Origin of the sequence: Candidatus Pedobacter colombiensis (assembly GCA_029202485.1) — a bacterium.
GTDB classification, from domain to species: domain Bacteria; phylum Bacteroidota; class Bacteroidia; order Sphingobacteriales; family Sphingobacteriaceae; genus Pedobacter; species Pedobacter colombiensis.
Genome location: CP119313.1, coordinates 2,580,262 through 2,602,871, shown reverse-complemented (window position 1 = coordinate 2,602,871; position 22,610 = coordinate 2,580,262). Strand labels below are relative to the sequence as shown.

Annotated in this window: 21 protein-coding genes and 1 pseudogene; 19 read left to right on the top strand and 3 right to left on the bottom strand. The window is 36.4% G+C overall.

Annotated features, from left to right (window positions below):
• Positions 1-3: 3 nt before the first annotated feature.
• Genes P0Y49_11110 through P0Y49_11100 form a run of 3 tightly spaced genes read left to right on the top strand, consistent with a single transcriptional unit; the run spans position 4 to position 4,215 of the window.
• On the top strand, positions 4-885 hold the full coding sequence (locus P0Y49_11110) for an urea transporter (protein ID WEK21683.1): 882 nt from the start codon (positions 4-6) through the stop codon (positions 883-885).
• 22 nt (positions 886-907) lie between these two features.
• Positions 908-2,932, top strand: coding sequence for a TonB-dependent receptor plug domain-containing protein (locus tag P0Y49_11105; GenBank protein WEK21682.1), 2,025 nt, complete (start codon positions 908-910; stop codon positions 2,930-2,932).
• Positions 2,933-2,985: 53 nt separating this feature from the next.
• Positions 2,986-4,215 (top strand): RidA family protein, encoded by a 1,230-nt coding sequence (locus P0Y49_11100; GenBank protein WEK21681.1) that lies wholly within the window; start codon positions 2,986-2,988, stop codon positions 4,213-4,215.
• 151 nt (positions 4,216-4,366) lie between these two features.
• On the opposite strand, the gene P0Y49_11095 is transcribed toward P0Y49_11100, so the two are convergent.
• Positions 4,367-5,251, bottom strand: a complete 885-nt coding sequence (locus P0Y49_11095) for an AraC family transcriptional regulator (protein ID WEK21680.1) — start codon at positions 5,249-5,251, stop codon at positions 4,367-4,369.
• A 437-nt stretch (positions 5,252-5,688) separates the two neighbouring features.
• Between P0Y49_11095 and P0Y49_11090 the strand changes: the two are divergent.
• From P0Y49_11090 to P0Y49_11035, 12 genes and pseudogenes are all read left to right on the top strand, one after another.
• Positions 5,689-5,991, top strand: a pseudogene (locus P0Y49_11090) (ATP-binding protein).
• Between the two features lie 21 nt (positions 5,992-6,012).
• Positions 6,013-6,396, top strand: coding sequence for a hypothetical protein (locus P0Y49_11085; GenBank protein ID WEK21679.1), 384 nt, complete (start codon positions 6,013-6,015; stop codon positions 6,394-6,396).
• The gene (locus P0Y49_11080; protein ID WEK21678.1) at positions 6,302-6,859 is read left to right on the top strand and encodes a restriction endonuclease; all 558 of its coding nucleotides are present in this window, start codon (positions 6,302-6,304) and stop codon (positions 6,857-6,859) included. Before P0Y49_11085 ends, P0Y49_11080 begins: the two co-directional genes overlap by 95 nt.
• Positions 6,860-7,108: 249 nt before the next feature.
• On the top strand, positions 7,109-7,429 hold the full coding sequence (locus P0Y49_11075; protein ID WEK21677.1) for a hypothetical protein: 321 nt from the start codon (positions 7,109-7,111) through the stop codon (positions 7,427-7,429).
• Positions 7,430-7,545: 116 nt separating this feature from the next.
• Positions 7,546-8,004 (top strand): SgcJ/EcaC family oxidoreductase, encoded by a 459-nt coding sequence (locus P0Y49_11070; GenBank protein ID WEK21676.1) that lies wholly within the window; start codon positions 7,546-7,548, stop codon positions 8,002-8,004.
• Between the two features lie 83 nt (positions 8,005-8,087).
• Entirely contained in the window at positions 8,088-9,974 is a 1,887-nt protein-coding gene (locus P0Y49_11065; GenBank protein WEK21675.1) for a gamma-glutamyltransferase, read from the top strand.
• 545 nt (positions 9,975-10,519) lie between these two features.
• Positions 10,520-10,723, top strand: coding sequence for a type II toxin-antitoxin system Y4mF family antitoxin (locus P0Y49_11060; protein WEK21674.1), 204 nt, complete (start codon positions 10,520-10,522; stop codon positions 10,721-10,723).
• Between the two features lie 18 nt (positions 10,724-10,741).
• A complete protein-coding gene (locus P0Y49_11055; protein ID WEK21673.1) occupies positions 10,742-11,371 on the top strand; it encodes a HipA domain-containing protein in 630 nt (209 codons plus the stop codon).
• A gap of 387 nt (positions 11,372-11,758) precedes the next feature.
• Positions 11,759-12,190, top strand: coding sequence for a DoxX family protein (locus P0Y49_11050; GenBank protein ID WEK21672.1), 432 nt, complete (start codon positions 11,759-11,761; stop codon positions 12,188-12,190).
• Positions 12,191-12,364: 174 nt separating this feature from the next.
• A complete protein-coding gene (chrA, locus tag P0Y49_11045; protein WEK21671.1) occupies positions 12,365-13,501 on the top strand; it encodes a chromate efflux transporter in 1,137 nt (378 codons plus the stop codon).
• A gap of 71 nt (positions 13,502-13,572) precedes the next feature.
• Entirely contained in the window at positions 13,573-14,505 is a 933-nt protein-coding gene (locus P0Y49_11040) for a cation diffusion facilitator family transporter (GenBank protein WEK21670.1), read from the top strand.
• On the top strand, positions 14,483-14,839 hold the full coding sequence (locus P0Y49_11035; GenBank protein WEK21669.1) for an ORF6N domain-containing protein: 357 nt from the start codon (positions 14,483-14,485) through the stop codon (positions 14,837-14,839). Before P0Y49_11040 ends, P0Y49_11035 begins: the two co-directional genes overlap by 23 nt.
• A 33-nt stretch (positions 14,840-14,872) precedes the next feature.
• Here P0Y49_11035 and P0Y49_11030 read toward each other — a convergent pair whose 3' ends face one another.
• The gene (locus P0Y49_11030) at positions 14,873-16,273 is read right to left on the bottom strand and encodes an RtcB family protein (GenBank protein WEK21668.1); all 1,401 of its coding nucleotides are present in this window, start codon (positions 16,271-16,273) and stop codon (positions 14,873-14,875) included.
• A 443-nt stretch (positions 16,274-16,716) separates the two neighbouring features.
• A complete protein-coding gene (locus P0Y49_11025; protein ID WEK21667.1) occupies positions 16,717-17,850 on the bottom strand; it encodes a hypothetical protein in 1,134 nt (377 codons plus the stop codon).
• A gap of 427 nt (positions 17,851-18,277) precedes the next feature.
• Here P0Y49_11025 and P0Y49_11020 point away from each other — a divergent pair, with 427 nt between their 5' ends.
• The 4 genes from P0Y49_11020 to P0Y49_11005 are packed head-to-tail and all read left to right on the top strand — an operon-like array spanning position 18,278 to position 22,572.
• Positions 18,278-18,931, top strand: a complete 654-nt coding sequence (locus P0Y49_11020) for a LysM peptidoglycan-binding domain-containing protein (protein WEK21666.1) — start codon at positions 18,278-18,280, stop codon at positions 18,929-18,931.
• 19 nt (positions 18,932-18,950) lie between these two features.
• Positions 18,951-19,748, top strand: coding sequence for a hypothetical protein (locus P0Y49_11015; protein WEK21665.1), 798 nt, complete (start codon positions 18,951-18,953; stop codon positions 19,746-19,748).
• Between the two features lie 11 nt (positions 19,749-19,759).
• Positions 19,760-21,259, top strand: a complete 1,500-nt coding sequence (locus P0Y49_11010; GenBank protein ID WEK21664.1) for a S8 family peptidase — start codon at positions 19,760-19,762, stop codon at positions 21,257-21,259.
• Positions 21,259-22,572 (top strand): hypothetical protein, encoded by a 1,314-nt coding sequence (locus tag P0Y49_11005; protein WEK21663.1) that lies wholly within the window; start codon positions 21,259-21,261, stop codon positions 22,570-22,572. Before P0Y49_11010 ends, P0Y49_11005 begins: the two co-directional genes overlap by 1 nt.
• Positions 22,573-22,610: the final 38 nt, after the last annotated feature.

The following is a 22,610-nucleotide window of genomic DNA, read 5'->3' as shown; positions in this document are numbered from 1 at the left end:
AAAATGAAAAAAATAAAAGCAATAGTAGAAACTGTACTCAAGGGCATTGGTCAAATCATGCTTCAGGAAAGTGCCTGGACGGGTTTACTGTTTTTAATTGCGATATCGTATGACTCTATACTTATGGGCGTTGTTGCTTTGATGTGTTCTATCATCGGAACTGCAACAGCAAGGATTTGTAAGTTCAGTGACGAAAATATAAAAGCTGGTTTGTACGGATTTAATGCGACGCTAATTGGAGTAGGATTGGTTTTCTTCTTCGAAACTAGTCCATTTATATGGCTTACAATTATTTTAGGGGCTATACTCAGCACGTTTTTAATGGAATTTTCTCTTCGGAAAAAAATTCCCTTTTTTACTTTTCCATTTATCGTGGTTACGGCAGGTTTTGTTTTGACAATTAAACACTTTGGTCTTGCCACTTTAAACGTTCCTAAAGCTTTAACAACAATAAGTGAATTAAGAGACTTCACAGTGGTTGCCCATGCATATGGCCAGGTGATATTTCAAGGAAGTCTCTTAGCGGGATTATTGTTTTTCTTAGGTGTCTTTGTGAAAAATCCTACTGCGGCCTTGTATGGACTCATGGGAGCGCTTATCGCGGGAGCCGTTGCACGTTTTGATAAGGATTCTGTGCAATTAATCAATGATGGCATGTTTAGCTTTAATGCAGTTTTATGCGGAATTGCATGTAGTGGAATAAAACCGAGGGATGGAGTTTATGTATTTATATCTGTAGTAATTGCAACCTACTTCGATGTTTCTATGATGGAGAATGGCTGGATTACCCTTACGTTCCCATTTGTTTTATCTATGTGGGTGATTGTTGCTCTAAAAAAGCTGGTGAGTCATTTTGAAAATAAAATAAAAAACAGGAGCCATTAATTATAGAAGAAGATAAATCGTAATGAGAGGCAAACTTTTTATTGGGATTGTACTACTGTTATCAGGACAAAATGGATTGGCTCAGGTGGTAAATAAGTCAGAAGCAGATACGGTACATCTACGTGAAATAATTATTAGTAACAGCGATTTCAGAAAGCAGATAATGAAAGTCGATTTAAAAATGATACCAGTAAATTCCGCGCAGGATTTATTGCGAAAGGTTCCCGGACTATTTATTGCTCAGCATGCTGGTGGTGGTAAGGCAGAACAAATATTTTTGCGCGGTTTTGATAATGATCATGGAACCGATATCAGCGTTATGGCTGATGGCATACCAGTAAATATAGTCTCACATGCACATGGACAAGGATATGCTGATTTACACTTTCTGATTCCAGAAACGATCAGGGATATCGATTTTGGCAAAGGATCTTATTATGCTGATAAAGGAGATTTTAATACCTCTGGATATGTGAATTTTAACACATTTGACAAATTAGAGAATAATCTTTTCAAAATTGAAGGTGGTTCTTTTAATACCATACGTGCCGTAACGATGATCAATCTTTTAAATAAAAATAGTCAGGATAAGAATTTCTATGTAGCGAGCGAGTTCAATTATTCTGATGGACCATTTGATATCAAACAGCATTTTAATCGTATTAATTTTTTAGCCAAATACAATCAATGGATTGATAGGAAACAATATCTATCCATTCTGGGGTCTACATTTACCTCGGGCTGGAATGCTTCAGGTCAGATTCCTGAAAGAGCTGTAGAACAAGGGATTATTAGTAGATGGGGGTCTATAGATCCTACTGAAGGTGGAAGTACTGCAAGAACAAACTTTGCGGTAAGCTATAGGTATCTGGCTAGTGAAAAAGAAGAGGTTTCCAGTAATTTATTCTATTCTAAGTATGATTTTAATCTATTTTCAGATTTTACTTTTTTTCTGAAAGATCCTGTTCATGGAGATGAGATTCAGCAGACCGACAATCGTTCTATTTATGGTTTTGAGAACAAGTATATTCGAAGGTTTGTATTTGAGAATAGTAGTATGACCTGGACCTCTGGACTAGGTTTACGTCTGGATGATATCAAAGATTTACAATTGAGTCATGTTTTTCAGCGTGATCTATTGTTGGACAGAATGTCTGATGTATCTGCGACCGAAATTAATGTTCATGGTTATAGTACAATTGATTGGAGAGTCGGGAAATGGACGATAAACCCCGCAGTACGTTTAGATCATTTTGTTTTTAATCTTCACAATCGACTTGTAAGTATTCCCGCCGCTCAAGAAGCTTCGGCGACAAGAGTAAGTCCGAAACTGAATATTTCCTATACGCAAAATAGTAATGTACAGTGGTATGTTAAATCTGGCTTTGGTTTTCACTCAAATGACGTTAGAGTTGTGGTTGCACAGGATGGCAAAGACATACTGCCTTATTCTTTTGGAAGTGATCTGGGAGTTATTCTTCGACCAACAGCCAATATAATTATTCAACCTGCCATTTGGCAAATGTTTTTACAACAAGAGTTTGTCTATGTGGGAGATGAAGCTGTCGTAGAACCATCAGGGAAAACATGTCGTTGGGGGCTGGACTTAAGTTTGCGATACCAACCATTTTCATGGTTATACCTGGATGGAGACATCAATTATGCGCATGCACGTGCCGTCGAAAAGCCTAAAGGAGAAGATTATATTCCATTAGTTCCTGCCCTTACAAGTACTGGAGGAGTAGCGGTAAAACTTCTTTCAGGCTTTTTGGCAAATCTAAGATACCGTTATATGGATTCAAAACCTGCTACTGAAGATAATTCAGTAAGAACCAGAGGTTATTTGGTCAATGATCTTGTACTGGTATATGGAAAGAAAAAATGGGAAGTAAATCTGCAGGTTCAAAATATCTTTGACCGCAAATGGAACGAAGCGCAATTTGAAACAGAAACCAGACTTAGAAATGAAACAAGTTCAGTATCAGAATTATGTTTTACGCCCGGGACGCCCCTGGCTATAAAAGCAGGAATAAGTTATAGATTTTAATGCTTACACAAATAGAATTAAACAAAAAATAAATACATACAACAAATAATATTATGAGCGACATTAAAAAAAATTCAAGAAACACAGAAAATGCACCAAAAAACCCTGTTTCAACACAAACAGTAGCATTCTCTCATTACAACAATATTTCAGCGCAATTACCTATTGATGCTAAAACGGGGAAAATTGTTGGTAATACAATAAAAGAGCAGACAAAGCAATGCTTAGCAAATATTCAAGCGATTGTCGAAAGTATCGACCATGTTATGGACGATGTTGTTAAAATGACTATTTTTCTAAAGGATATTTCAGACACTGAGGCCGTAGACGAAGTTTATAAAACATTCTTCAAAAGCCACCTTCCTACACGTACAACTGTTGCAGTGGATGCCTTACCTATTATGGATGGTGCTTTGTTACAAATAGATGCTCTTATCTCAAACGGTGAAGGTACGACTCCACAAAAAGCTTTAGATCTGATTAAAGTGACTAGAAATACTGAAAATGCACCAAAGAGCATACATGCGCAGACCGTAGCATTTTCTCATTATAACAATATTTCATCGCAATTACCGATCGATCCTCAATCGGGCAAAATAGTAGCTGGTAATGTAAAAGAGCAGACTGAGCAGTGCTTAAAAAACATTAAAGCAATTTTAGAAAGTATCGGCCACGTTATGAACGATGTTGTTAAAACAACTATTTTTCTTAAAAATATCTCAGATGTTGAAGTAGTAAACGGAGTTTTGGCAAAATTCTTTCCAAATTATGTTCCCGCGAGAACAATTGTAAATGCTTCAGCTTTACCTATGGGGGCTTTGGTACAAATTGATACTGTTGTATCACACGGTGATGGAACACCTCCACAACTTCCTGAAGACGCCCGCTTACTGGTAATCGAATCAAGCAACACAGAAAATGCACCAAAAGTTTCGTATGCACACACCGTTGCTTATTCTCATTACAATCATATTTCAGGTCAATTACCGTTAGACCCAAAAACGAATGAAGTAGTAGTTGGTGGTATCAAAGAGCAGGCTGGGCAGTGTTTAAACAATATCAATGCAATTTTAGAAAGTATCGACCACAATATGGACGATATTGTTAAAATAAATATCCAACTTAAAAATATTGGAGATATTGATGCTATAAACGAAATCTACACAGCATTTTTCAAAAACGACTTGCCTGCAAGAACAACAATTGGCGTTGCTGCTATTCCTATGAATGCTTTGATCCAAGTTGATGCTGTTGCATCCAACAGTGAAGGCACACCTGCCTAAATACGAGATTATTTTATGTTTTGATCTCATGTCACTGAAAAACTTCGCTTATTTTGTAGCAGGGTCTTTTTAGAGAATAAAAAAACGCTTATAACAGGATTTTTAAATATCCTTTATAAGCGTTTTCACTTTTAGAACTAAATTGTAAATTTTATTGTTTTAAAAACTGTGATCGGTACTCAGAAGGAGACTGTCCTACCAGTTTTTTAAATATACGTGAAAAATAAGAAGGGGATTGATAATTTAATTCAAACGCTATTTCTGCTATTTCTTTCGAAATATCTTGCAAAAGAATTTGACTGTGCTGGATCGTAATTTCACTTATCCATTGTTTTGGGGGCTTCCCGGTAGTTTCCCTAACACATTTATTGAGATAATTATCTGATATTTGTAATAAATCAGAATAAAAATCGATGGTTTTATGACTAATATGGTTTTTCTGTACTAATTCCCTAAAATGAAAAGAGATTGAGCTTGTGCGGTTGAGCGCTCCGCTCTCTTTGTTTTCTGTGCCTATAATTTTTAATAAGACGGATTGAAAAAGAGCTATAGTTATCGCATTACTATGTTTATCTTCGTTTAATTCTTGTTCTAATAATTCAAATAAACGAATAAGCCAATTGATGGTAGTAGGGTTTGAAATGGAGAAGAGAGAAGCGTCAAAGAATTTTAAAACGCTATTGTTTAACGCAATCTGAGTGATAACCTCATTTTCATAAATAACAAAAAAACCTTCAACATCCTCTGAAAGGGCTAATGTTGCTGTAAAGTTTCCTTGTTTAATATTTAGCGCTTCATTAGCATTAATTTCAAAAACAGCTGTTTCCAGCTGTTGCTTTACATATCCCTTTGTTACAAAAATCAGAAAGTTAAAAGTCGTCTGATAGGGATTAACTGGTATTACAATTTTTTTTAAGTAATTTTCAATTCGATACAGTTGCAAGTTGGAATTATTAAAGAGATTGTGAGTTGTTATATCCGGAAGAAAGAACTTTTTGTACTCATAATTACTAATTAATTTCGGATCATTTTTCATATAAACCTGATTTTCTAAAGCTACAAGGCAAAATGTATAGGGTGCGATATAGGATTAAAAATTAATTTTTAAAATACTGTTGTATATTGAATTATATAGTTTAAAAACAATAAGGCTTCGATTTTACTTCTTTAAACAGATATAAATGTCACTAAACCTGATGATGTAAATTTACTCATTAATAAGAGATTTATCATATAATACTAAGAAAAACAGATTTAGACTTTGAGAATGAAGCGGTTTTGAATCCTGCGATCATAAGCGAAGGGGATTTTCTTTATTTATTCTACAGAGCAGTGAGAAAAGGAAACTATTCCAGTATAGGTTTTTGTAAATTAGATGGGCCTTTAACAGTTAAAGAACGTTTTGATATCCCGCTCTTGACTCCTGAATTTGAGTAAGAATCGCAACCTGACGCATTAAATCAGGAAGAGTTTTTTGAAGGAGTTTCTATTCCTAGAAACAAAGAACTAATGCGAGTTTTCAGAGATTTAGATATGGTAGAACAATTAGGTTCAGGTGTACCAAGAATTTTAGAAAGTTATCCTAAAGAATGTTTCCGGTTTATGGAAAATTTTACCAGGATGACATTTCCAATAAACGACCAAGTTAACGACCAAGCCAACTATAATGGTATAACGATAGATGTAAATAAGCTCTTGAAACTTTTAGCAGATTTAGGCGAGAAAGGTGAACGTAAATTCCTTTACGAATTCAAAATGCTACTGAACGGCAAGTAGAATAATATAAAAAAAACTTATATGATAGATTCATTAAAAACATTCATAGAAAAAGATCAACTTCCTCATAATTATGTTCAATCACTTCAAACAATATTGACTGACAAAAAATATACCTATAATGAAACGGGAGAATTAATAGTTACAACAGGTCACTACAAAGACTTTTTCCTATCAATAAAGGAAAGAGGTGTTTATATAACAGGAAGCCTTACAGCATATATTTTTGGCACTAATTTAAAAACAGCTTTTAAAGATGATCTTTACAATGGTATATGTAAACTTAGTAAGGAACTCTCAATAAATGTTTTTGAAGGAAAAGTACTCCGATTGGATATCGCCACAAATATTATTAGCCATTCAAGAACACTACACCTTACTTTATTGCTGCACACAGGAAGTTAAGCTTGATTATTATAAATTAGTTCTAAACAGAATATTAGAATTAGACGATAAAGAATTTGAAATTTTAGTTACTCATATTTTATCAGCGTTAGGTTTTGAAGGTTCAGAACATAAGGGGAAAGTAGGAGATGGGGGAGTAGATGCAACTGGTGAATTGGATGTTTCTGGATTAGCCAAGATCAAAATTTTTGTTCAGGCTAAGAGATATAAACTTGGCTCCAAAATAAATCATAATGTAGTAAAAAATTTAAGGTCAAATATTCCATCAGGAGGACAAGGAGCATTTATTACCACAGCAGAGTTTCAAAAAAGAGCACAAGAAATTGCTAATGAGTCGGGGTTTCCTAGAATAGGACTAATTAATGGAGAACAACTTGTTGATATTTTGACGGTTCATTGGAATGATATTCCCGATGATTTTAAGGAAAAACTAGGGTTAAAGATTGGACTTGTTATTTCATAAATTTTGAGCCCATTTCTATTTGTTACCTTTATTTTCATATTCTCTACCTAACTATATTACAGTTTTCAGAGTATTTAATATAACTTATTGATAATGATTGGCTGATGACTTTCTGTATTGGGAAATAAACATACAAAATAACACGAAATAGAAATATAGAAAACCCCTCTGAAATATGCTTCAGAGGGGTTTTTGCTTTTCGCCTTTAAACACCTCTACATACTTTTGTATGTATTTAACTTATTTCAGGTGAGTTCAAATATATCGATCAAATTGATCTGTGAATACTGCGGAAATGACTTTATTGGTAAGACAACGGTAACCCGGTTTTGCTCATTAAAGTGCAATAGCAAGGCGTACAAACAGAAAACCCGGCAGGTGAAATTACAGGGCAAAAAACTACTGATTAGGGAAATCAAGACGAAACCGATTGAAGAACTCAAAGCAACGGAGTTCCTTTTAGTGAAAGATGCAGCTTTTTCATCAGAAACCAGTAATATTGATTTCTATCCTGCGTTGCGACATCCGGATACTGGCAAGCTTAGCACCCGGGGATTACTCAGAAACTAACTTCAAGAATCATTATTTTTGTTATAGTTTAGGGTCTCAAAAATATATATAGCCTTAGCTTAATTGAACACGTTGTGTATACACAAATAAAATATTAAACATTTAATAGGAAAAATATGAAATCTACATTGTTTTTTATAATGATAAGTTTTACAGCTTGTGTCAGCTTTGGACAAACATCTAACGACAAAACTTCAGTTGCTAAGGTTGTAAGTGATTTTCAAGAGGACTTCAATGACGGGAGTTTTAAAAAAGCTAATTTATATACAACTAAGGATTGGCAGCATTTAAACCCTAATGGAGGAATTTCTATTGGGCGAGAGAATGTGTTAAAAGAAGTAAGAGCAGTTCATCAGGGATTTTTAAAGGGAGTTTCTATGAAAACTGAAAGTATTGCTATTTACTTTATATCGCCAACAGTTGCGATAGCTAATGTGATTCATAAAATGGGTAATTTTACAACACCAGATGGAAAGTTACATACTAATGAGCGACAAATAAAAACTTATATAATTGTAAAAGAAAAGAGAAAGTGGCTTCTAACACATGACCAAAATACAGTTATCTCAAGGTAGTCCCAAAAAGATCCATTGAGTTTCTGGAATTTTTCGAACTTCCAAAAGACGCAAATATTATAGATATTGTTATCTGAACTTATATGAAAAGACTACTAACCTCCCTCGCTATTTCTTCTTTATGCCTTGCTCAACCTGTAGCAGCGCAGCAAACTCAAAAACCTGTTTTACATGGTCAAAACTGGATGGCCATCACTGGAAAGCCTTTGGCTGCAACTGCAGGGTCCATGATTTTTCAACAAGGAGGTAATGCAGTAGATGCTGCCTGTGCTATGCTGGGAGCAACCTGTACCATGTGGGATACATTAAGTTGGGGAGGCGAAACGCAGGTTCTTTTATATAATCCTCATACCAAAAAAGTTATTGCTATTAATGCGATGGGAGTTGCGCCTACAGGTGCTACACCAGCATTTTTTAAAGCAAAAGGCTATAATTTCCCACCAGAATATGGAGCATTGGCCGCAACAACACCCGGAACAGTTGGAGGGTTGATTTATATGCTGGCTAATTATGGTACGATGACATTGGAGCAGGTATTGCGTCCATCTATGGAATTGGCCAAAGGCTATCCAATAGAAGCGCAGGCTGCCAATAGTATGGAACGCGGAAAAGACAAAATCAAAGAATGGCCTTATAGCAAGAAAGTGTTTTTGACACATCCAGGAGAAAAGCGTGAAGCTCCTGAGACTGGTGAAATTTTTGAACAGAAAGACTTGTTAGCCACTTTAACCAAGCTGGTTGATGCCGAAAAAGCGGCTTTAAAACGAGGAAAATCGAGAAAAGAGGCATTAATGGCTGCTTATGATCGTTTTTATAAGGGAGATATTGCGCAAGAATTTGTAAGAGGCAGCAAAGAGCAGGGAGGTTTAATTACGATGGCTGATCTGGCCAAATGGAAACCATTAGAAGAGGAGCCATTAACTGTTAACTATAAAGGTATTGATGTCTACAAATTGAAGCAATGGACACAAGGGCCGGTGATGTTGCAGGCATTAAATATTCTGGAGAATTTTGACCTCAAAGCGATGGGTTTTAATACACCAAAATATATTCATACCATTTATCAGGCCATGAATCTGGCATTCGCCGACCGTGATTTTTATTATGGAGATCCATATTTTAGTCCGCAAGAACCTATGCAGGGGCTATTGAGTAAGGCATATGCTAAGGATAGAGCTAAATTGATCGGCTTTGAATCTAATAATCCTAATATTGGCCCTGGTGATCCTTATCCTTATGAAGGCAAAGTAAACCCTTATCTGCAATTGCTTAAATCCAGAGGGTTTGAACTGGATACCACTAAAAGAAATTTTGCACCTAAACATGATATGAGCAATAATACTCCAGATAATATCTATCAGGAGAGATTGTGGTTGGGCACAACTTCTGTTGAAGCTGCAGATAAAGAAGGATGGGTTGTTTCTATAACACCTAGCGGTGGCTGGCTACCAGCTTGTATTGCTGGAAATACAGGAATAGGGATGAGTCAGCGGATGCAAAGTTTTGTTTTGGATTCTGCAATTAATCCTTTCAATGTTGTAGCTCCTGGTAAACGTCCAAGAGTAACCTTGTCGCCTTCTTTAGCTTTAAAAGACGGTAAACCTTATGTGTCTTCTGCTGTGCAGGGTGGAGATACTCAGGATCAGAATTTATTGCAGTTCTTTTTAGATATGACAGAATTTGGAATGAATGTACAGCAGGCTGCAGAAGCACCAAATATCAATACAAATCAATTATGGCTTTCTTTGGGAGGTACTAAAACTGAAGATAGAATGCCAAAACCCGGCCAGATTTTGTTAAACAGTAATACTTCCCATGAAACAAGGGAGGCATTAAAGAAAATGGGTTATATATTGAGTTTTAGTGATAGAACCAGCGGGCCAATTAATGCCATTTACTTTGATTGGAAACATAAAAGTATGTGGGGCGGTTCGAGTAATCACGGCGAGGATTATGGGATAGGCTGGTAGTACCAGTTATTTGGTTCATTTATCATATCTCCGAATTTTTATGTTAAAGATAGATTGTGCGAATAAGCTAATTGGTAGCAGTGGCACTATGATAATTATAATTGGTGGTATACATTCGTAGCCATCTTCATTTCTAGAAGATAAAGTAGGTAATATCTGGAGAAATATAGTGTAAGCTATAATAATAATTGTTGTAAATACATAAGTGAGGAAAGCTGGTTGAATTTTTCCCTTTTTGAAAAGGAAGGCTATGATCCAAGGGATGATTATGTAGGGACTAAGAAAAAGTATTATTAAAATTCCTGTCATATAACTTAATACTTATTTCAGAAAAAAGTAACCATCCTTAAAAGTGGGATATTAGATAAAATTGAAGTACATGATGACTATACCTCAAACTTCATGAATTCGGTGTTCTTGTTCAATAGGGATGGAAGGTATAGGCTATATCCGAAAGGATATAGTTTGGCTGTGGTTCATGGTATTATATCCGATTGCATATAATTTAAAGTTTTTTTGTATATTTATATTCGAAAGGATATAAAATGGAAACAATACGAGTGTTTGTGAAAATTAAGCGAAAGGAATTGGGCTTAACTCAAGAAGAACTTGCCTTAAATGCTGGAGTAGGGTTGAATTTCGTTCGTGATTTGGAGCAAGGTAAGAAAACTCTTCGTCTGGATAAGGTGAATGATGTATTGGCTTTGTTCGGAAAGGAAGTTGGGGTGATTGATAAAATTGATAAGTAATGGCCTGAGGTAGAAGATTTGACAATGCACCTGGCTAGGTTATTTAAAATTGAAACTGCTGAACATGCTTTAATTAGAACTTCAATGGGCGAATTATCTTATATCACGAAACGTTTCGATCGAGTTAAGGGAGAAAAAATTCATGTAGAAGATCTTTGTCAGCTTTCTGAATTATTGACTGAGCAGAAGTATAAAAGTTCGTACGAGCGTGTAGGAAAAATCATTAAGCAATACACTACAAACTCAGGATTAGATGTGATTAAATACTTCCGATTAGTGTTGTTTAGCTTTCTTACTGGTAATAACGATATGCATCTCAAGAATTTTTCTTTGATGCATACGGATAAAGGTATTTTGTTTTCACCTGCTTATGATTTGTTGAATGTAAATTTGATTTATCCAAAAGATATTGAAGATCTGGCTTTGACTTTAGGAGGACGAAAAAGAAAAATTAAGCGCGTAGATTTTAATCAATTTGCTATGAGCTTGGGGATTGCTGATAAGGTTAGGGATAATATCTATAAAGAATTTTTCAAACAGTCTGAAAAGGTTAATGATTGGATTGGAAAAAGTTTTTTGAATGAAGAATTTAAGAAAAATTATTTTGAGATTTTTGAAAGAAAAATGAAGCAAATTGAATTAAAATAAATCACCTTTATAGCAACTTGTTCTTAACAAGGCGTCTGCTTGGGCTTAATTTAAACCGGAGGAGGAGTGAGGTGATTTTAAAGTATATTTTCTATTGGGGGTACATTTCTCGGAGTGGTCGCCACAACTGCAGCATTTACTTCTGGTGGTTAGGGTGTCGCAATGTATTTCCGAAATGGTATTGTCTGTATAAATTAATAAACGTTTGGCCTCACTTAAGATAAATTCGGATAAAACTATAATATCCAATAGCAACCTAAAAAAGGACGGGTATCGTTAGTTATGTTGTTGCTCATGTTAATGCAGTTTTTGAGAAACACAAATCAGAAATGAAATTGTTAGTATAATCGTTTGATAGTAAGTGCTTAATGATCAATCTGAAGTCAGATGAATAATTTATTTAAAGTATCTCCTGTCCCTACAATTTATGCGAGGGTTATTGTTGGCCTTATCTTTCTTTCGGAGGGCATCCAAAAATTTATTCGGCCTGATGAAGTAGGTGCCGGAAGATTTCTAAAAATTGGATTTCATGATGCGGCTTTCTGGGCACATTTCACAGGTGTTTTTGAAATACTGTGTGGGTTGTTACTATTACTGGGCTTGCTGACCCGCGTCGCTACCATTCCCTTACTAGTTATTATGATCGTAGCCTTCATCACTACAAAATATCCTATTCTTATAGATAAAGGTTTTTGGTCGATGGCCCATGAGTATCGAACAGATTTTGCAATGACCATCCTATTAATATTTCTTTTGAAGTATGGAGGTGGTAAAAATTCAATTGATCATCTAATTTACTATGCTAAAAAGCAAGAATGATAAAAAATGCAAGAAATGAAGACCTTCCAGAAAGTCGGCGTAATTTTATTGAAACAGGTTTAAAACTGGCAGCGATGGTAGTATCGGGATAAAGTAGCTGTTATTGAAAAGTCTTTAGGTATTTATGAACTAGGACAATTTACGCCTTCATTTTAACAGCATGCAATCGCTATTATGAATCAAGAAGAAAGTGCTAAATTAAGGCTTAAAGAAGTAGCAGTTTTATTTTTAAAATTAGGGTGTATTGGTTTTGGTGGCCCTGCAGTCCACATTGCCATGATGGAAGAGGAAGTAGTGAGAAAGCGGAAATGGCTTACCCACGAATATTTTTTAGATCTGATTGGTGCGACCAATTTAATTCCAGGGCCAAATTCCACCGAAATGACCATGCACATTGGGCAGGAAAGAGCAGGATGGAAGGGGCTCGTGATAGCAGGCCTCTGTTTTATTCTTCCGGCAGTAATCATAAGCGGAGTAATTGCCTTTGCCTATCAGAAGTATGGGAAACTGCCAGAAGTAGAACCATTCTTATATGGGATTAAGCCTGCTATTATCTCCGTTGTGATCGCCATGATGATTTCTTTGGTGCGTAAGGCATTGAAGTCATTTGAGCTGGGGCTGATAGGTGTAGTTGCTGTTATACTGGCCATTTATGGATTTAACGATATTTACATCTTGTTTGGAGGTGGGCTAGTAGGTCTTTTAATACAAGTTATAAAAGATCGTAAAAATACAGTGCAAAGCTTGTTACCACTTATTATATTACCAGCTTATGCGGCTTCTTCGAATGGTTTTAACTGGAAGGTGTTTTGGATCTTTCTGAAGATCGGGGCCATTCTTTATGGAAGTGGTTATGTGCTTTTTGCTTTTTTGGATACAGAATTGGTGAAAACTGGGCTTTTGAGTAAGCAGGAACTAATTGATGCCATTGCAGTAGGTCAGGTTACGCCTGGCCCTGTATTTTCATCAGCTACTTTTATAGGCTGGCAATTGGGTGGACTTATGGGAGCCGTTGCTGCGACCATAGGAATCTTTCTTCCTTCTTTTTTATTTGTTGCTTTTTTAACTCCCTTAATCCTTAAACTTAGGGAATCTAAAATAATGTCAGCCTTTTTAGATACCATCAATATGGTTTCAATTGCATTGATTATAACTGTCTGTATCGAAATGGGGAAAGCATCCATAGTGGACTGGAGAACTATATTTATTGCAGTTGTTGGCTTCCTGATTAGCATTAAGTTTAAATACCTTAACAGTGCCTTTGTCATACTTGGGGGAGCTGGATTAGGATTTGTTTTAAGTTTAATTTGATTACCTGAATGAATGATTAAATTTGTTTTTAATGGTCAGCGTCATTTAAAAATAGACTTTATCCTAAATTTATGGAACACAACCATTCAGACCATAACCATGAGGGGCATCGCTACAGTCATGTGCCTAAAATCACCAGTTTGAATAAAGCTTTTGGTGTTGGCATTATTTTGAATCTTACCTATGTTTTGATTCAAATCGTTATTGGATTAAAAATCAATTCCTTATCCTTACTTTCAGATGCTGGCCATAATTTCTTAGATGTGGCGGGTTTGGCATTAGCCATGCTGGCTTTTAAATTATCCAAATCAAAAGCTACAGAAATCTATACCTATGGGTGGAAAAAAGCCTCTATCTTAATCTCTTTAGTCAATGGCGTTGTACTTTTAATTTCCATTGGAGCCATTGGGTATGAGGCTATTTTTAGGTTTCAGAACCCACAACCATTACCCGGTGTAATGATTGCTGTCATTGCAGGAATCGGTATAATCATAAATGGGGTATCTGCATTTATGTTTTTTAGGGATAAAGATCAGGACATTAATGTGAAAGCTGCTTTCCTGCATCTGGCTTCAGATGCGCTAGTTTCATTAGGATTAGTAGCTGGGGGGATTATTATTTATTATACGCATTTATATTGGGTAGATCCGCTTTTAAGCTTGATCATCTGTGGGGTGATTATTGTCAGCACCTGGAATCTATTAAGGGATAGTCTCCGCCTTTCCCTGGATGGAGTGCCTAATGGTATAGAGCTGCAAAAAGTAAAAGAAGTTATATTGAACATTGAAGGAGTGAAAGGTTTTCATCATCTGCATATTTGGGCAATTAGTACCTCACAAAATGCACTCACAGGACACCTGGTCGTTGCTAATGAATTTTCAAATGATCAGGTTTTAGTACTGAAGAATAAAATTAAGGATGAATTGGCTCATCTCAGCATTCAGCATGTTACCTTAGAAACTGAAGTGAAAGATTGTAATAATGAGGATTGCGGGGCCGGATGAAGTTGTCTTGAGTAAAATCTATCAGATTCGTGGTCAGAAAGTAATGCTAGATAATGATTTGGCAGTACTTTATGGGGTTGAGACGAAAAGGCTGAATGAACAAGTTCGTAGAAATATGGAAAGATTCCCGGCTGATTTTATGTTCCAACTTACTCATGATGAACACCAGTCTTTGAGGTCGCAATTTGCGACCTCAAAGACTGGGAGAGGGGGACGGGCTTATTTACCTTATGCTTTTACTGAACATGGGGTGTTGATGTTGTCAAGCGTATTAAATAAACAAGCTATACAAAAAATGATCTATGATCATAGATGCTATGAAACGTTATTGTAATTAGTTAAATTGAAATACATCACTTTTTCATACTTAGTCCTTATTCATTCTAACGATCTGCGGAAAAAACTTACCTTGAATATCAACCAGCTCACGTTGAGCAGTGATGATAGATTCGATGTCCTTATACGCTAAAGGATTCTCTTCAACCGATCCATCAATTAGGCTGACACCTGCATTGGCCAGCAATTTCTTCATGGCAGAAACGGTCATGCTATCCTTTGCCTTTTGGCGGCTCATGGCCCGCCCCGCACCGTGTGAAGCTGAGTATAAAGCATCTGCCGACCCTTTGCCTGATACCAGATAGGCTGGGGTAGTCATACTGCCCGGAATTATGCCCAACTCATTACGATGTGCCGGTGTTGCACCCTTACGGTGAAGAATTACTTCTCTGCCGTCAGCTAGTTTGTCCTTCCATGCAAAATTATGATGGTTTTCTACAAGGTGTAAAGCAGTTAATCCTAATGCTTTTAATAAGTTGGCATGTATGCGTTCATGGCAGGCTTTTGCATAATCTCCAGCCAGGGTCATCGTTAGCCAGTATTCCTGTCCGGCTTCACTGTTCATATCCAGCCAGGCCAATTGTTGCGCATGGCGAGGGAGTTTACAAGTGTTCATGGCAATCTGAGTATAGTGCCTTGCAATAGCCGAACCCAAACCTCTGCTTCCCGAGTGAGTTAATAGGGCTATATAATTTTTAGCTGGTAGCCCTAAGGCATTGTCAGGTAGCATTTCAATCTCACCGAACTCTACAAAGTGGTTGCCATTACCAGAGGTCCCCAATTGTCTTACCGCCTTTCCGCGTAAAGGTTTTAAAAAGGGAATCTCATTAAATAGATGGCTATCTAAAACCTCGTGTTCCTGCCTTTCATGCAGTCCTCCTTCCATACCAAAGTGGGTATGGTTTTTTAAAGCCTGTTTAATCTGGTATTCAAACCGCTTCAGGAAACCATCGCTTTCATCGATAATAGAGAGTGCCATCCGACAACCAATATCCATTCCAACTGCATAGGGGATCACCGCATTATCAGTGGCCAACACGCCACCAATTGGTAAGCCGAAGCCCATATGCGCATCGGGCATTAATGCGCCCTGTACGCTAATTGGTAGCAAGTTGGCTAGCTCCATTTGCTTTTTAGCCGACAACTCAATATGTTTAGCGCCGTAAGTTTTACAAAATACAGGTTCATCTCTTAAATCATAACTTTTGAAGGATGGAGTATTCACTTTGCCCATTATTTTCTCAGCTATTTTTGCTGTTAGTTCATTATCCAGAAATCCTTCCGGATCGTTTTTTATATTCACCAACAGATCCAGCAGTTGCTGCTTACTGTAGTGTTTGAAATTTTTGGAGGCTATGCCAATAACCAGGCTTCGCAGCTGATCATTAAGATAACCTATTTTACTTAAATCTTTTGTTCTTAAATTGCCCATGTGGCGTATGTTTCTGATTCCAGGAAAGCTTTTTTATGCGCATATCCGGATATGTTATCAATTTGGTTTGTCTGTAGGACTCCCAATTAATTTTCTCTAATATTGATTTTTGAATTCGATTCGTCCTTGAGAAAGGATATACCCTTTATAGCAGGCTCAATGAAATATAAAACACAGTGTTTACCTGCCTAATTTAGGCAATGAGCGAAAGGGGCGATATGTAGATTTGCTCTGTCATGATTCCTTGATATTTAAGTGTAACAAATCAAGAATTAATTGCAAATATAGAAAATTAAAATACAAATATCGTTTAATTAAGGTCTTGAAGATACTACTTTTTATAAGAGACGGGGCTGACTATTACAAAAATTATTGGCGACAACCTTTCGGTTTAATCTTTCTACTCTTTGCATTGTTCAAATTTTATGTTAGAAGCGATATATCTATTTTGCCATCCAATCCTCTAATCCTTTAGAGAAATATTTTAATTTTTTATTATTGATTAAGTTGCGGTAAGGGATGAATCTTTCTGTCCCTTTCATGACTACCTCTATTTCAATCTCCCGTTTTGATAAATTAATGTTGCTATTTATACCTCTCATTAACATTGATTTTATAGCGATATCTTCTGAAGGTAATGAATATCCTATAAAAACTATTTTATCTGCTTTACGAATGCTTTCCTGTGCGGCATTCCAGATTTGTAATAAATTGGGATCTCTTACATCTCGTATAAGAGAAGGTGCTACAATTACTAAATTCAATCTTGCTTTGTCACTGCAAATACACGTATTCATATCATTTAATTCTGATTTGAAATATTGATGAGAGATCGTTCCGAAAGGATTAATGTAATACAGACCACAACAATTGCATTTAAGCCAGTTATGTGAACCATGTAACTTGAAGTAACTTAAATCAGGTATATTCGGTCTGTGTATAATTTGACTTTCAATATTTCTGTATGATACTCCATAATCAATGTTGAAATTTTTACTTGGAAGAAGTCTATCGATACTCATATCATAATTTGTTGTGATTATACTGACATCACATTCTTCAAATTGTTTCGACAGAAGATTAGAGAATTTTGAATAAGATAGTTCTTGAATTCGGTCTTCCTCAATATTGGGATTGTATGCTTCTTTATCAAAAGCAATTAACATTTCAATTAATGACCTTGTGAAATTGAAGCGTAATTGTTCCGTTTTTTTTTGATCCATGTCAGGATGTAGTGGAAAGTTATATAGACAGCTGTAATCAATCAATGATAACAATTCAATAACGTCAACAAGTTGGGTTTCTTTGTAGTTTTTATTAAAACATGGATAAAGCATTCCTAAGGAAGATATCAGTTCTTTTCTGTATTCGTTTTTCTTCGTAATTGTAGAATTATAAAGAAGTTGACATATTTTTGGCATGATTTGGCGGGTAATTGGATATCCAAAAGCCGCACTGCAACCGGCCCCCAAAAAATAGACTATTTTTTTTCTACTCGCTTTTTTTTCCTTTAGTTTAAAAGCAACCTTTTTATTCTCAAAGGGAGTATCTTCCTCCTGGGTATTTCTTCGTTTCATATATCACAGATTTTAATGCAAAGCAGTCAAATTAATGGCCTTAATAAATCGTAATTTCGTTCTACAAAACTAAATTTCAGTTGTATTTGTTTTGTGTTTCTTATTTTATTCGGTCTTTGTTATTTCTGAAGCCATTGTGGCAGTGGATGGAAATAAATATTGAAAAAAATGTTTTTTATTGCAGATTTTTTTAATTAAAATAAAAAAATCATTAAATTTATTATAACCTTATCAATAGGGATATAGATAGGTAGTGATATATATGGTTGTTGCAAAGTTAAATTTGCTCTTTGTAATTGACATATTTGTATAACAATTTATTAATCTGACTCAGGTTTTAAGATTTATTCAATTCTGAATTGTTGCCTTTGGTTTCCAAAGTGATTTCCTCGTAAGTGTCTTTTTTCTTAAACTAATATTTACTTCTATGCAGTATATCATTAAAAAAGGTGATACAATGAGCAAAATTGCTCATAGGTTTTCTTTACCAGTAAAGAGTTTATTTGTACTCAATCCGCAGATTATTGATCCTAACAAAATTTTCATTGGGCAGGTAATTCAGGTGCCAAATTTGAGTGATGTACCGAATGATGCAGACTTCGAAACACCAAGTAACCCTACTGAATTGGTTTTAAGGGCGAGATCGGTTGTTAACAGTTCAATTGGCTACAAATTAGGGAGTGGTGGGATGTTTCCAAAGGATGCGCTGCCTTCCCGTGATAATTTCTGTGATTGCAGCGGTTTTGTTTGTTGGGTATTACACCTTTCAAGAAAGACAGATATTCCTTTTTATAAACATTTTGGTGGTTGGATCTTTACTGACTCTATGGAGGCAGATGTCCAACGGAATGCCGGAATCTTTGAGAAGTTACAGTTTCCTGAACCAGGTTGTATAGTAGTATATGGGGCAGGAGCAAAGATCGGTCATGTGGGCTTGGTTTCAGATGTTTCAGGGAATGTAATGAAAAAGGTGATCCACTGTAGCCTTGGTAATTCTAATAAATTTAATGCTGCAATACAAGAGACTGCACCTACGGTTTTTAATCGGGCTGATGCAGTCTGGGGTAGGTTTGTGGGCTAATTATAACTAAAAAAATGATATGAAATGTAATGATCAGTCACTTAGGTATTTAAAGTCATTCGGGTATAATGTGGTACGTTTACCTAGAGCAGATATTCGTCCCCTACAGATATTGATGAAAAATGGATCATCTCTTGAACCCCTTGGGGATCTCTCTGCGCTGCTTATTGCTGGTACACATAAACCATTACCAGCTGTTAGTCCTAATGTAAAAACGGCTTCAATTTCCGGCAAGCGGACGAGCGATCTTGCATTAGATGTTGGACTTGATATTCTTGGGAATATTATTGGTGCGATGGGGGGTGGTAGTATTGGTCTTAAATCGCAGTACAGTAACGCCAGAACCATAGCGTTTGAGTTTCATGATGTATTGGCCGATTCAGTTCAAATTGTGGAGCTCGACCAGTTTTTAACCGATTCTGGAACGGACCCATTTTCAACTCATCTTAAAAGATTATTAGAATCTGATAAGATTTACATTATTACCTCTACAATCAAGAGCAAGTCATTGAGTGTGGAGGCATCGAAAAAGGATAAGACTTCTGTGGATGTGAATGCATCAGCAATAAAAGATATACTGGGGCCAAAGATAAAGGTTAATGTCAATACTGATAGGTCTTCTACAATGTCTTTTGCTGGAGATGAAGATTTAATATTTGGATTTAAGGCTATTAAATTGGTTTATGAGGATGGAAAATATGCCTCATTTGACACTGTAAATGGAGGAGGTGTTGCTATGGCTGTTCCCGATGATGCTATTCCTAGTAAAAAAGAATATAAATGGCTTCAAACTGGGGAGGAACTGATTGACTTTTAATACTGAAAAAAATGAATGAGAAAAGTAAAAAGGAAATGTCAGAAGAGGATCTTGATAAGTTCAACGCGGATAAACTTGATAAAACAATTATTGCATTGCCTTTATTGGATTTGATTGATAAAAAACCGGATGGTGTCCTTGACATTATAATAGATATGAATTTAAATTATATGGGTGGAAGATCTGCTGCTAGAAAAAAGGTAATCAAATTGATTGAAGAGTTAAGGAAAGAACAGATTTCAAAGTTTCCGGAAAAAGAGACAAATGGTTTCCATATTAAACAGGCAAAAACAAAGTTGAGCCCTCAATATGTTTTTGCGTCAATGTCTGCCGGATTAATTAAAGCTCTGATCGTATTAGATAGAAGAAAAGATCCCGCAATTTATAAGGTCTGGCTTGATTTTGAGGTCCAGTCACAGACTATGATTTCTGTGAGTACAGTTAAAGCTGATGCCGCACGTTATTCATTTTCGGCCACTGGAGAGAACATAACTTGGGCTGTTATGGACTCAGGGATCGATTTTAGCCATCCACATTTTGATCTACATCAAAATAAGAGCAAAAGTTACCATTTGGATTTACACACTGATGATAAGCCTTTTGAAGATGATTTTGGACATGGGACGCATGTGGCCGGGATCATAGCTGGTGAACTGATTTCAGGGCGCAAAGGCAAACATAAGAACGTTTCATGGCTTTTGAAAAGTAAAGATGAGAATGGTGATGCTGTATATGAAAAACGAAAACTTGAAAAGATATCAGGTATGGCTCCAAAATGTCGATTGGTTAGTCTGAAGGTATTGGGGAGTGATGGGAAGGGCCAGGCTAGTTCGTTGATTGCTGCCATAGGACATATTCAGGAAATAAATAATTATGGCAGAGATATCAAGATTCATGGCGTGAATATGAGCTTAGGTTATAGTTTTGACCCGGAATGGTTTGCATGTGGACAAAGTCCACTTTGTGTAGAGGTAAATCGATTAGTTAAATCTGGTGTGGTAGTTGTTGTTGCTGCAGGGAATACAGGATACGGCTTTGTGAGTACAAAGTTCAATGACCGTATGAGCATGGGACTTGCTTTAAGTATCAACGATCCCGGAAATGCAGAATTGGCCATAACAGTCGGATCAACACATCGTGAAATGCCCCATACTTTTGGTGTTTCTTATTTTTCATCAAAAGGGCCTACAGGTGATGGGAGAATGAAGCCTGATCTAGTTGCTCCTGGGGAAAAGATTGTTTCATGTGCGGCAGGTTTGAAAAAACAAGCTTATCTAGATAAGGTTGGAAATGATAAGGATTTTTATTATCTCCAGGAAAGTGGCACAAGCATGGCAGCACCCCATGTTTCTGGTGTTATTGCAGCCTTTTTATCCATTCGACGGGAATATATTGGACAGCCTGAAAAAGTAAAGGAGATTTTTACCACAACGGCAACTGATCTTAAGCGTGATCCTTATTTTCAAGGAAAAGGACTCTTAGATCTTATGCGTGCTATACAATCCATTTAATGACATCAGAAGAAAATATTATGATAACTATACCTTTTTTTGAGCTCGAATTTAATAAAAAAGCAGATCAGGTTAATCAAGCTGAATGGCAATTGATCAAACAGGCATTAAAGCATCAGGCTTATACTGATGTTATCGTCTTGTCGCATGGTTGGAACAATGATATGGATGATGCCCGACGATTGTATAATGCGTTATTAAAGCTTATTCAAGCAGAACTTGATAAGAAACAGTTGTCAAATAGGAAGTTTATGGCTATGGGCGTGCTTTGGCCATCTAAAAAGTTTGCTGATAAAGAATTGATTCCCGGAGGGGCAGCTTCGACAGATACTAATCCGGCTAAATCTGAAGTGATTGATGACTGCAGAAAGCTGGAGGAGTTTATGGATTTGAAGTCTAGAGTAATTCTTGAGGATATAAGAAAATCTCTTGAAAGTAATGCAGAAGCAGATGAAGTGTCAATGAAATTCAAAAATCTTTTCGAAAGTATGGGAAGAGACGAAAGTAAAAATGAGGATACTTTACCAATTGTTAACCTGGATAGGATCAATATGATGTTTATTGATGAAGGTTTTTGGATGGATAATGATGAAGGGATAGGAGGTGATGGCGTTCAAAATGTGGACTCAGAAAGTGGTAATGGGGAAGGTGTTATCCCGCTTTCTTTATGGACTGGTATTTTAGGAGGGGTACAAAATATATTGAATGTAACTACTTATTATTTGATGAAAGATCGTTCTGGCCTAATCGGAAGGAGTGGTTTAAATCCTGTGCTCCGTAAGATTAAACAAGTCGCACCTGGCATTAGGATTCATTTAGTGGGACATAGTTTTGGAGCAAGATTGGTGAGTTCAGCAATTATGGGCGAAAAGATTGAAGATGAAATTGCGGTAGATTCACTTTCACTCTTGCAGGCTGCATTTTCGCATTATGCCTTTGCTGGGAAGTATGATGGGAGTAAGGATGGCTTATTTCGTTCCGTTGTCACGAAAAAATTGGTACAGGGCCCATTTTTTATTACTCATACCCGTTTCGATAAGGCTGTGGGGATTGCCTATGCGGTCGCATCTCGTGTTGCAGGGCAGGCGGGACAAGGGTTGGGGGGAAAGAATGATCTATATGGTGGTCTTGGGGGGAATGGGGCCCAGAAAACTGATGAGGCTGTTTCTGCAACTTTGCTAGCGACTGGAGGGGTTTATGATTTTAAACCAGAAAAAGTTTTTAACCTAAAATCAGATGAATATATAAGCGGGCATTCAGATATAATTAAGCCTCAAGTGGCTGGAGCTTTGGTGAGCGCTTTTTTGACATAAATTTGTAGTATAGTATTATGGTATTTTTTTAGAATAAT

What these genes read in the sequence shown, in the direction of transcription:
- P0Y49_11005 (WEK21663.1), top strand. Translation starts at nt 21,259, where the DNA reads ATGACATCAGAAGAAAATATTATGATAACTATACCTTTTTTTGAGCTC.
- P0Y49_11040 (WEK21670.1), top strand. Translation starts at nt 13,573, where the DNA reads ATGGAACACAACCATTCAGACCATAACCATGAGGGGCATCGCTACAGT.
- chrA (WEK21671.1), top strand. Translation starts at nt 12,365, where the DNA reads ATGAATCAAGAAGAAAGTGCTAAATTAAGGCTTAAAGAAGTAGCAGTT.
- P0Y49_11110 (WEK21683.1), top strand. Translation starts at nt 4, where the DNA reads ATGAAAAAAATAAAAGCAATAGTAGAAACTGTACTCAAGGGCATTGGT.
- P0Y49_11030 (WEK21668.1), bottom strand. Translation starts at nt 16,273, where the DNA reads ATGGGCAATTTAAGAACAAAAGATTTAAGTAAAATAGGTTATCTTAAT.
- P0Y49_11095 (WEK21680.1), bottom strand. Translation starts at nt 5,251, where the DNA reads ATGAAAAATGATCCGAAATTAATTAGTAATTATGAGTACAAAAAGTTC.
- P0Y49_11035 (WEK21669.1), top strand. Translation starts at nt 14,483, where the DNA reads ATGAGGATTGCGGGGCCGGATGAAGTTGTCTTGAGTAAAATCTATCAG.
- P0Y49_11100 (WEK21681.1), top strand. Translation starts at nt 2,986, where the DNA reads ATGAGCGACATTAAAAAAAATTCAAGAAACACAGAAAATGCACCAAAA.
- P0Y49_11070 (WEK21676.1), top strand. Translation starts at nt 7,546, where the DNA reads ATGAAATCTACATTGTTTTTTATAATGATAAGTTTTACAGCTTGTGTC.
- P0Y49_11060 (WEK21674.1), top strand. Translation starts at nt 10,520, where the DNA reads ATGGAAACAATACGAGTGTTTGTGAAAATTAAGCGAAAGGAATTGGGC.
- P0Y49_11105 (WEK21682.1), top strand. Translation starts at nt 908, where the DNA reads ATGAGAGGCAAACTTTTTATTGGGATTGTACTACTGTTATCAGGACAA.
- P0Y49_11015 (WEK21665.1), top strand. Translation starts at nt 18,951, where the DNA reads ATGAAATGTAATGATCAGTCACTTAGGTATTTAAAGTCATTCGGGTAT.
- P0Y49_11050 (WEK21672.1), top strand. Translation starts at nt 11,759, where the DNA reads ATGAATAATTTATTTAAAGTATCTCCTGTCCCTACAATTTATGCGAGG.
- P0Y49_11065 (WEK21675.1), top strand. Translation starts at nt 8,088, where the DNA reads ATGAAAAGACTACTAACCTCCCTCGCTATTTCTTCTTTATGCCTTGCT.
- P0Y49_11085 (WEK21679.1), top strand. Translation starts at nt 6,013, where the DNA reads ATGATAGATTCATTAAAAACATTCATAGAAAAAGATCAACTTCCTCAT.
- P0Y49_11025 (WEK21667.1), bottom strand. Translation starts at nt 17,850, where the DNA reads ATGAAACGAAGAAATACCCAGGAGGAAGATACTCCCTTTGAGAATAAA.
- P0Y49_11010 (WEK21664.1), top strand. Translation starts at nt 19,760, where the DNA reads ATGAATGAGAAAAGTAAAAAGGAAATGTCAGAAGAGGATCTTGATAAG.
- P0Y49_11020 (WEK21666.1), top strand. Translation starts at nt 18,278, where the DNA reads ATGCAGTATATCATTAAAAAAGGTGATACAATGAGCAAAATTGCTCAT.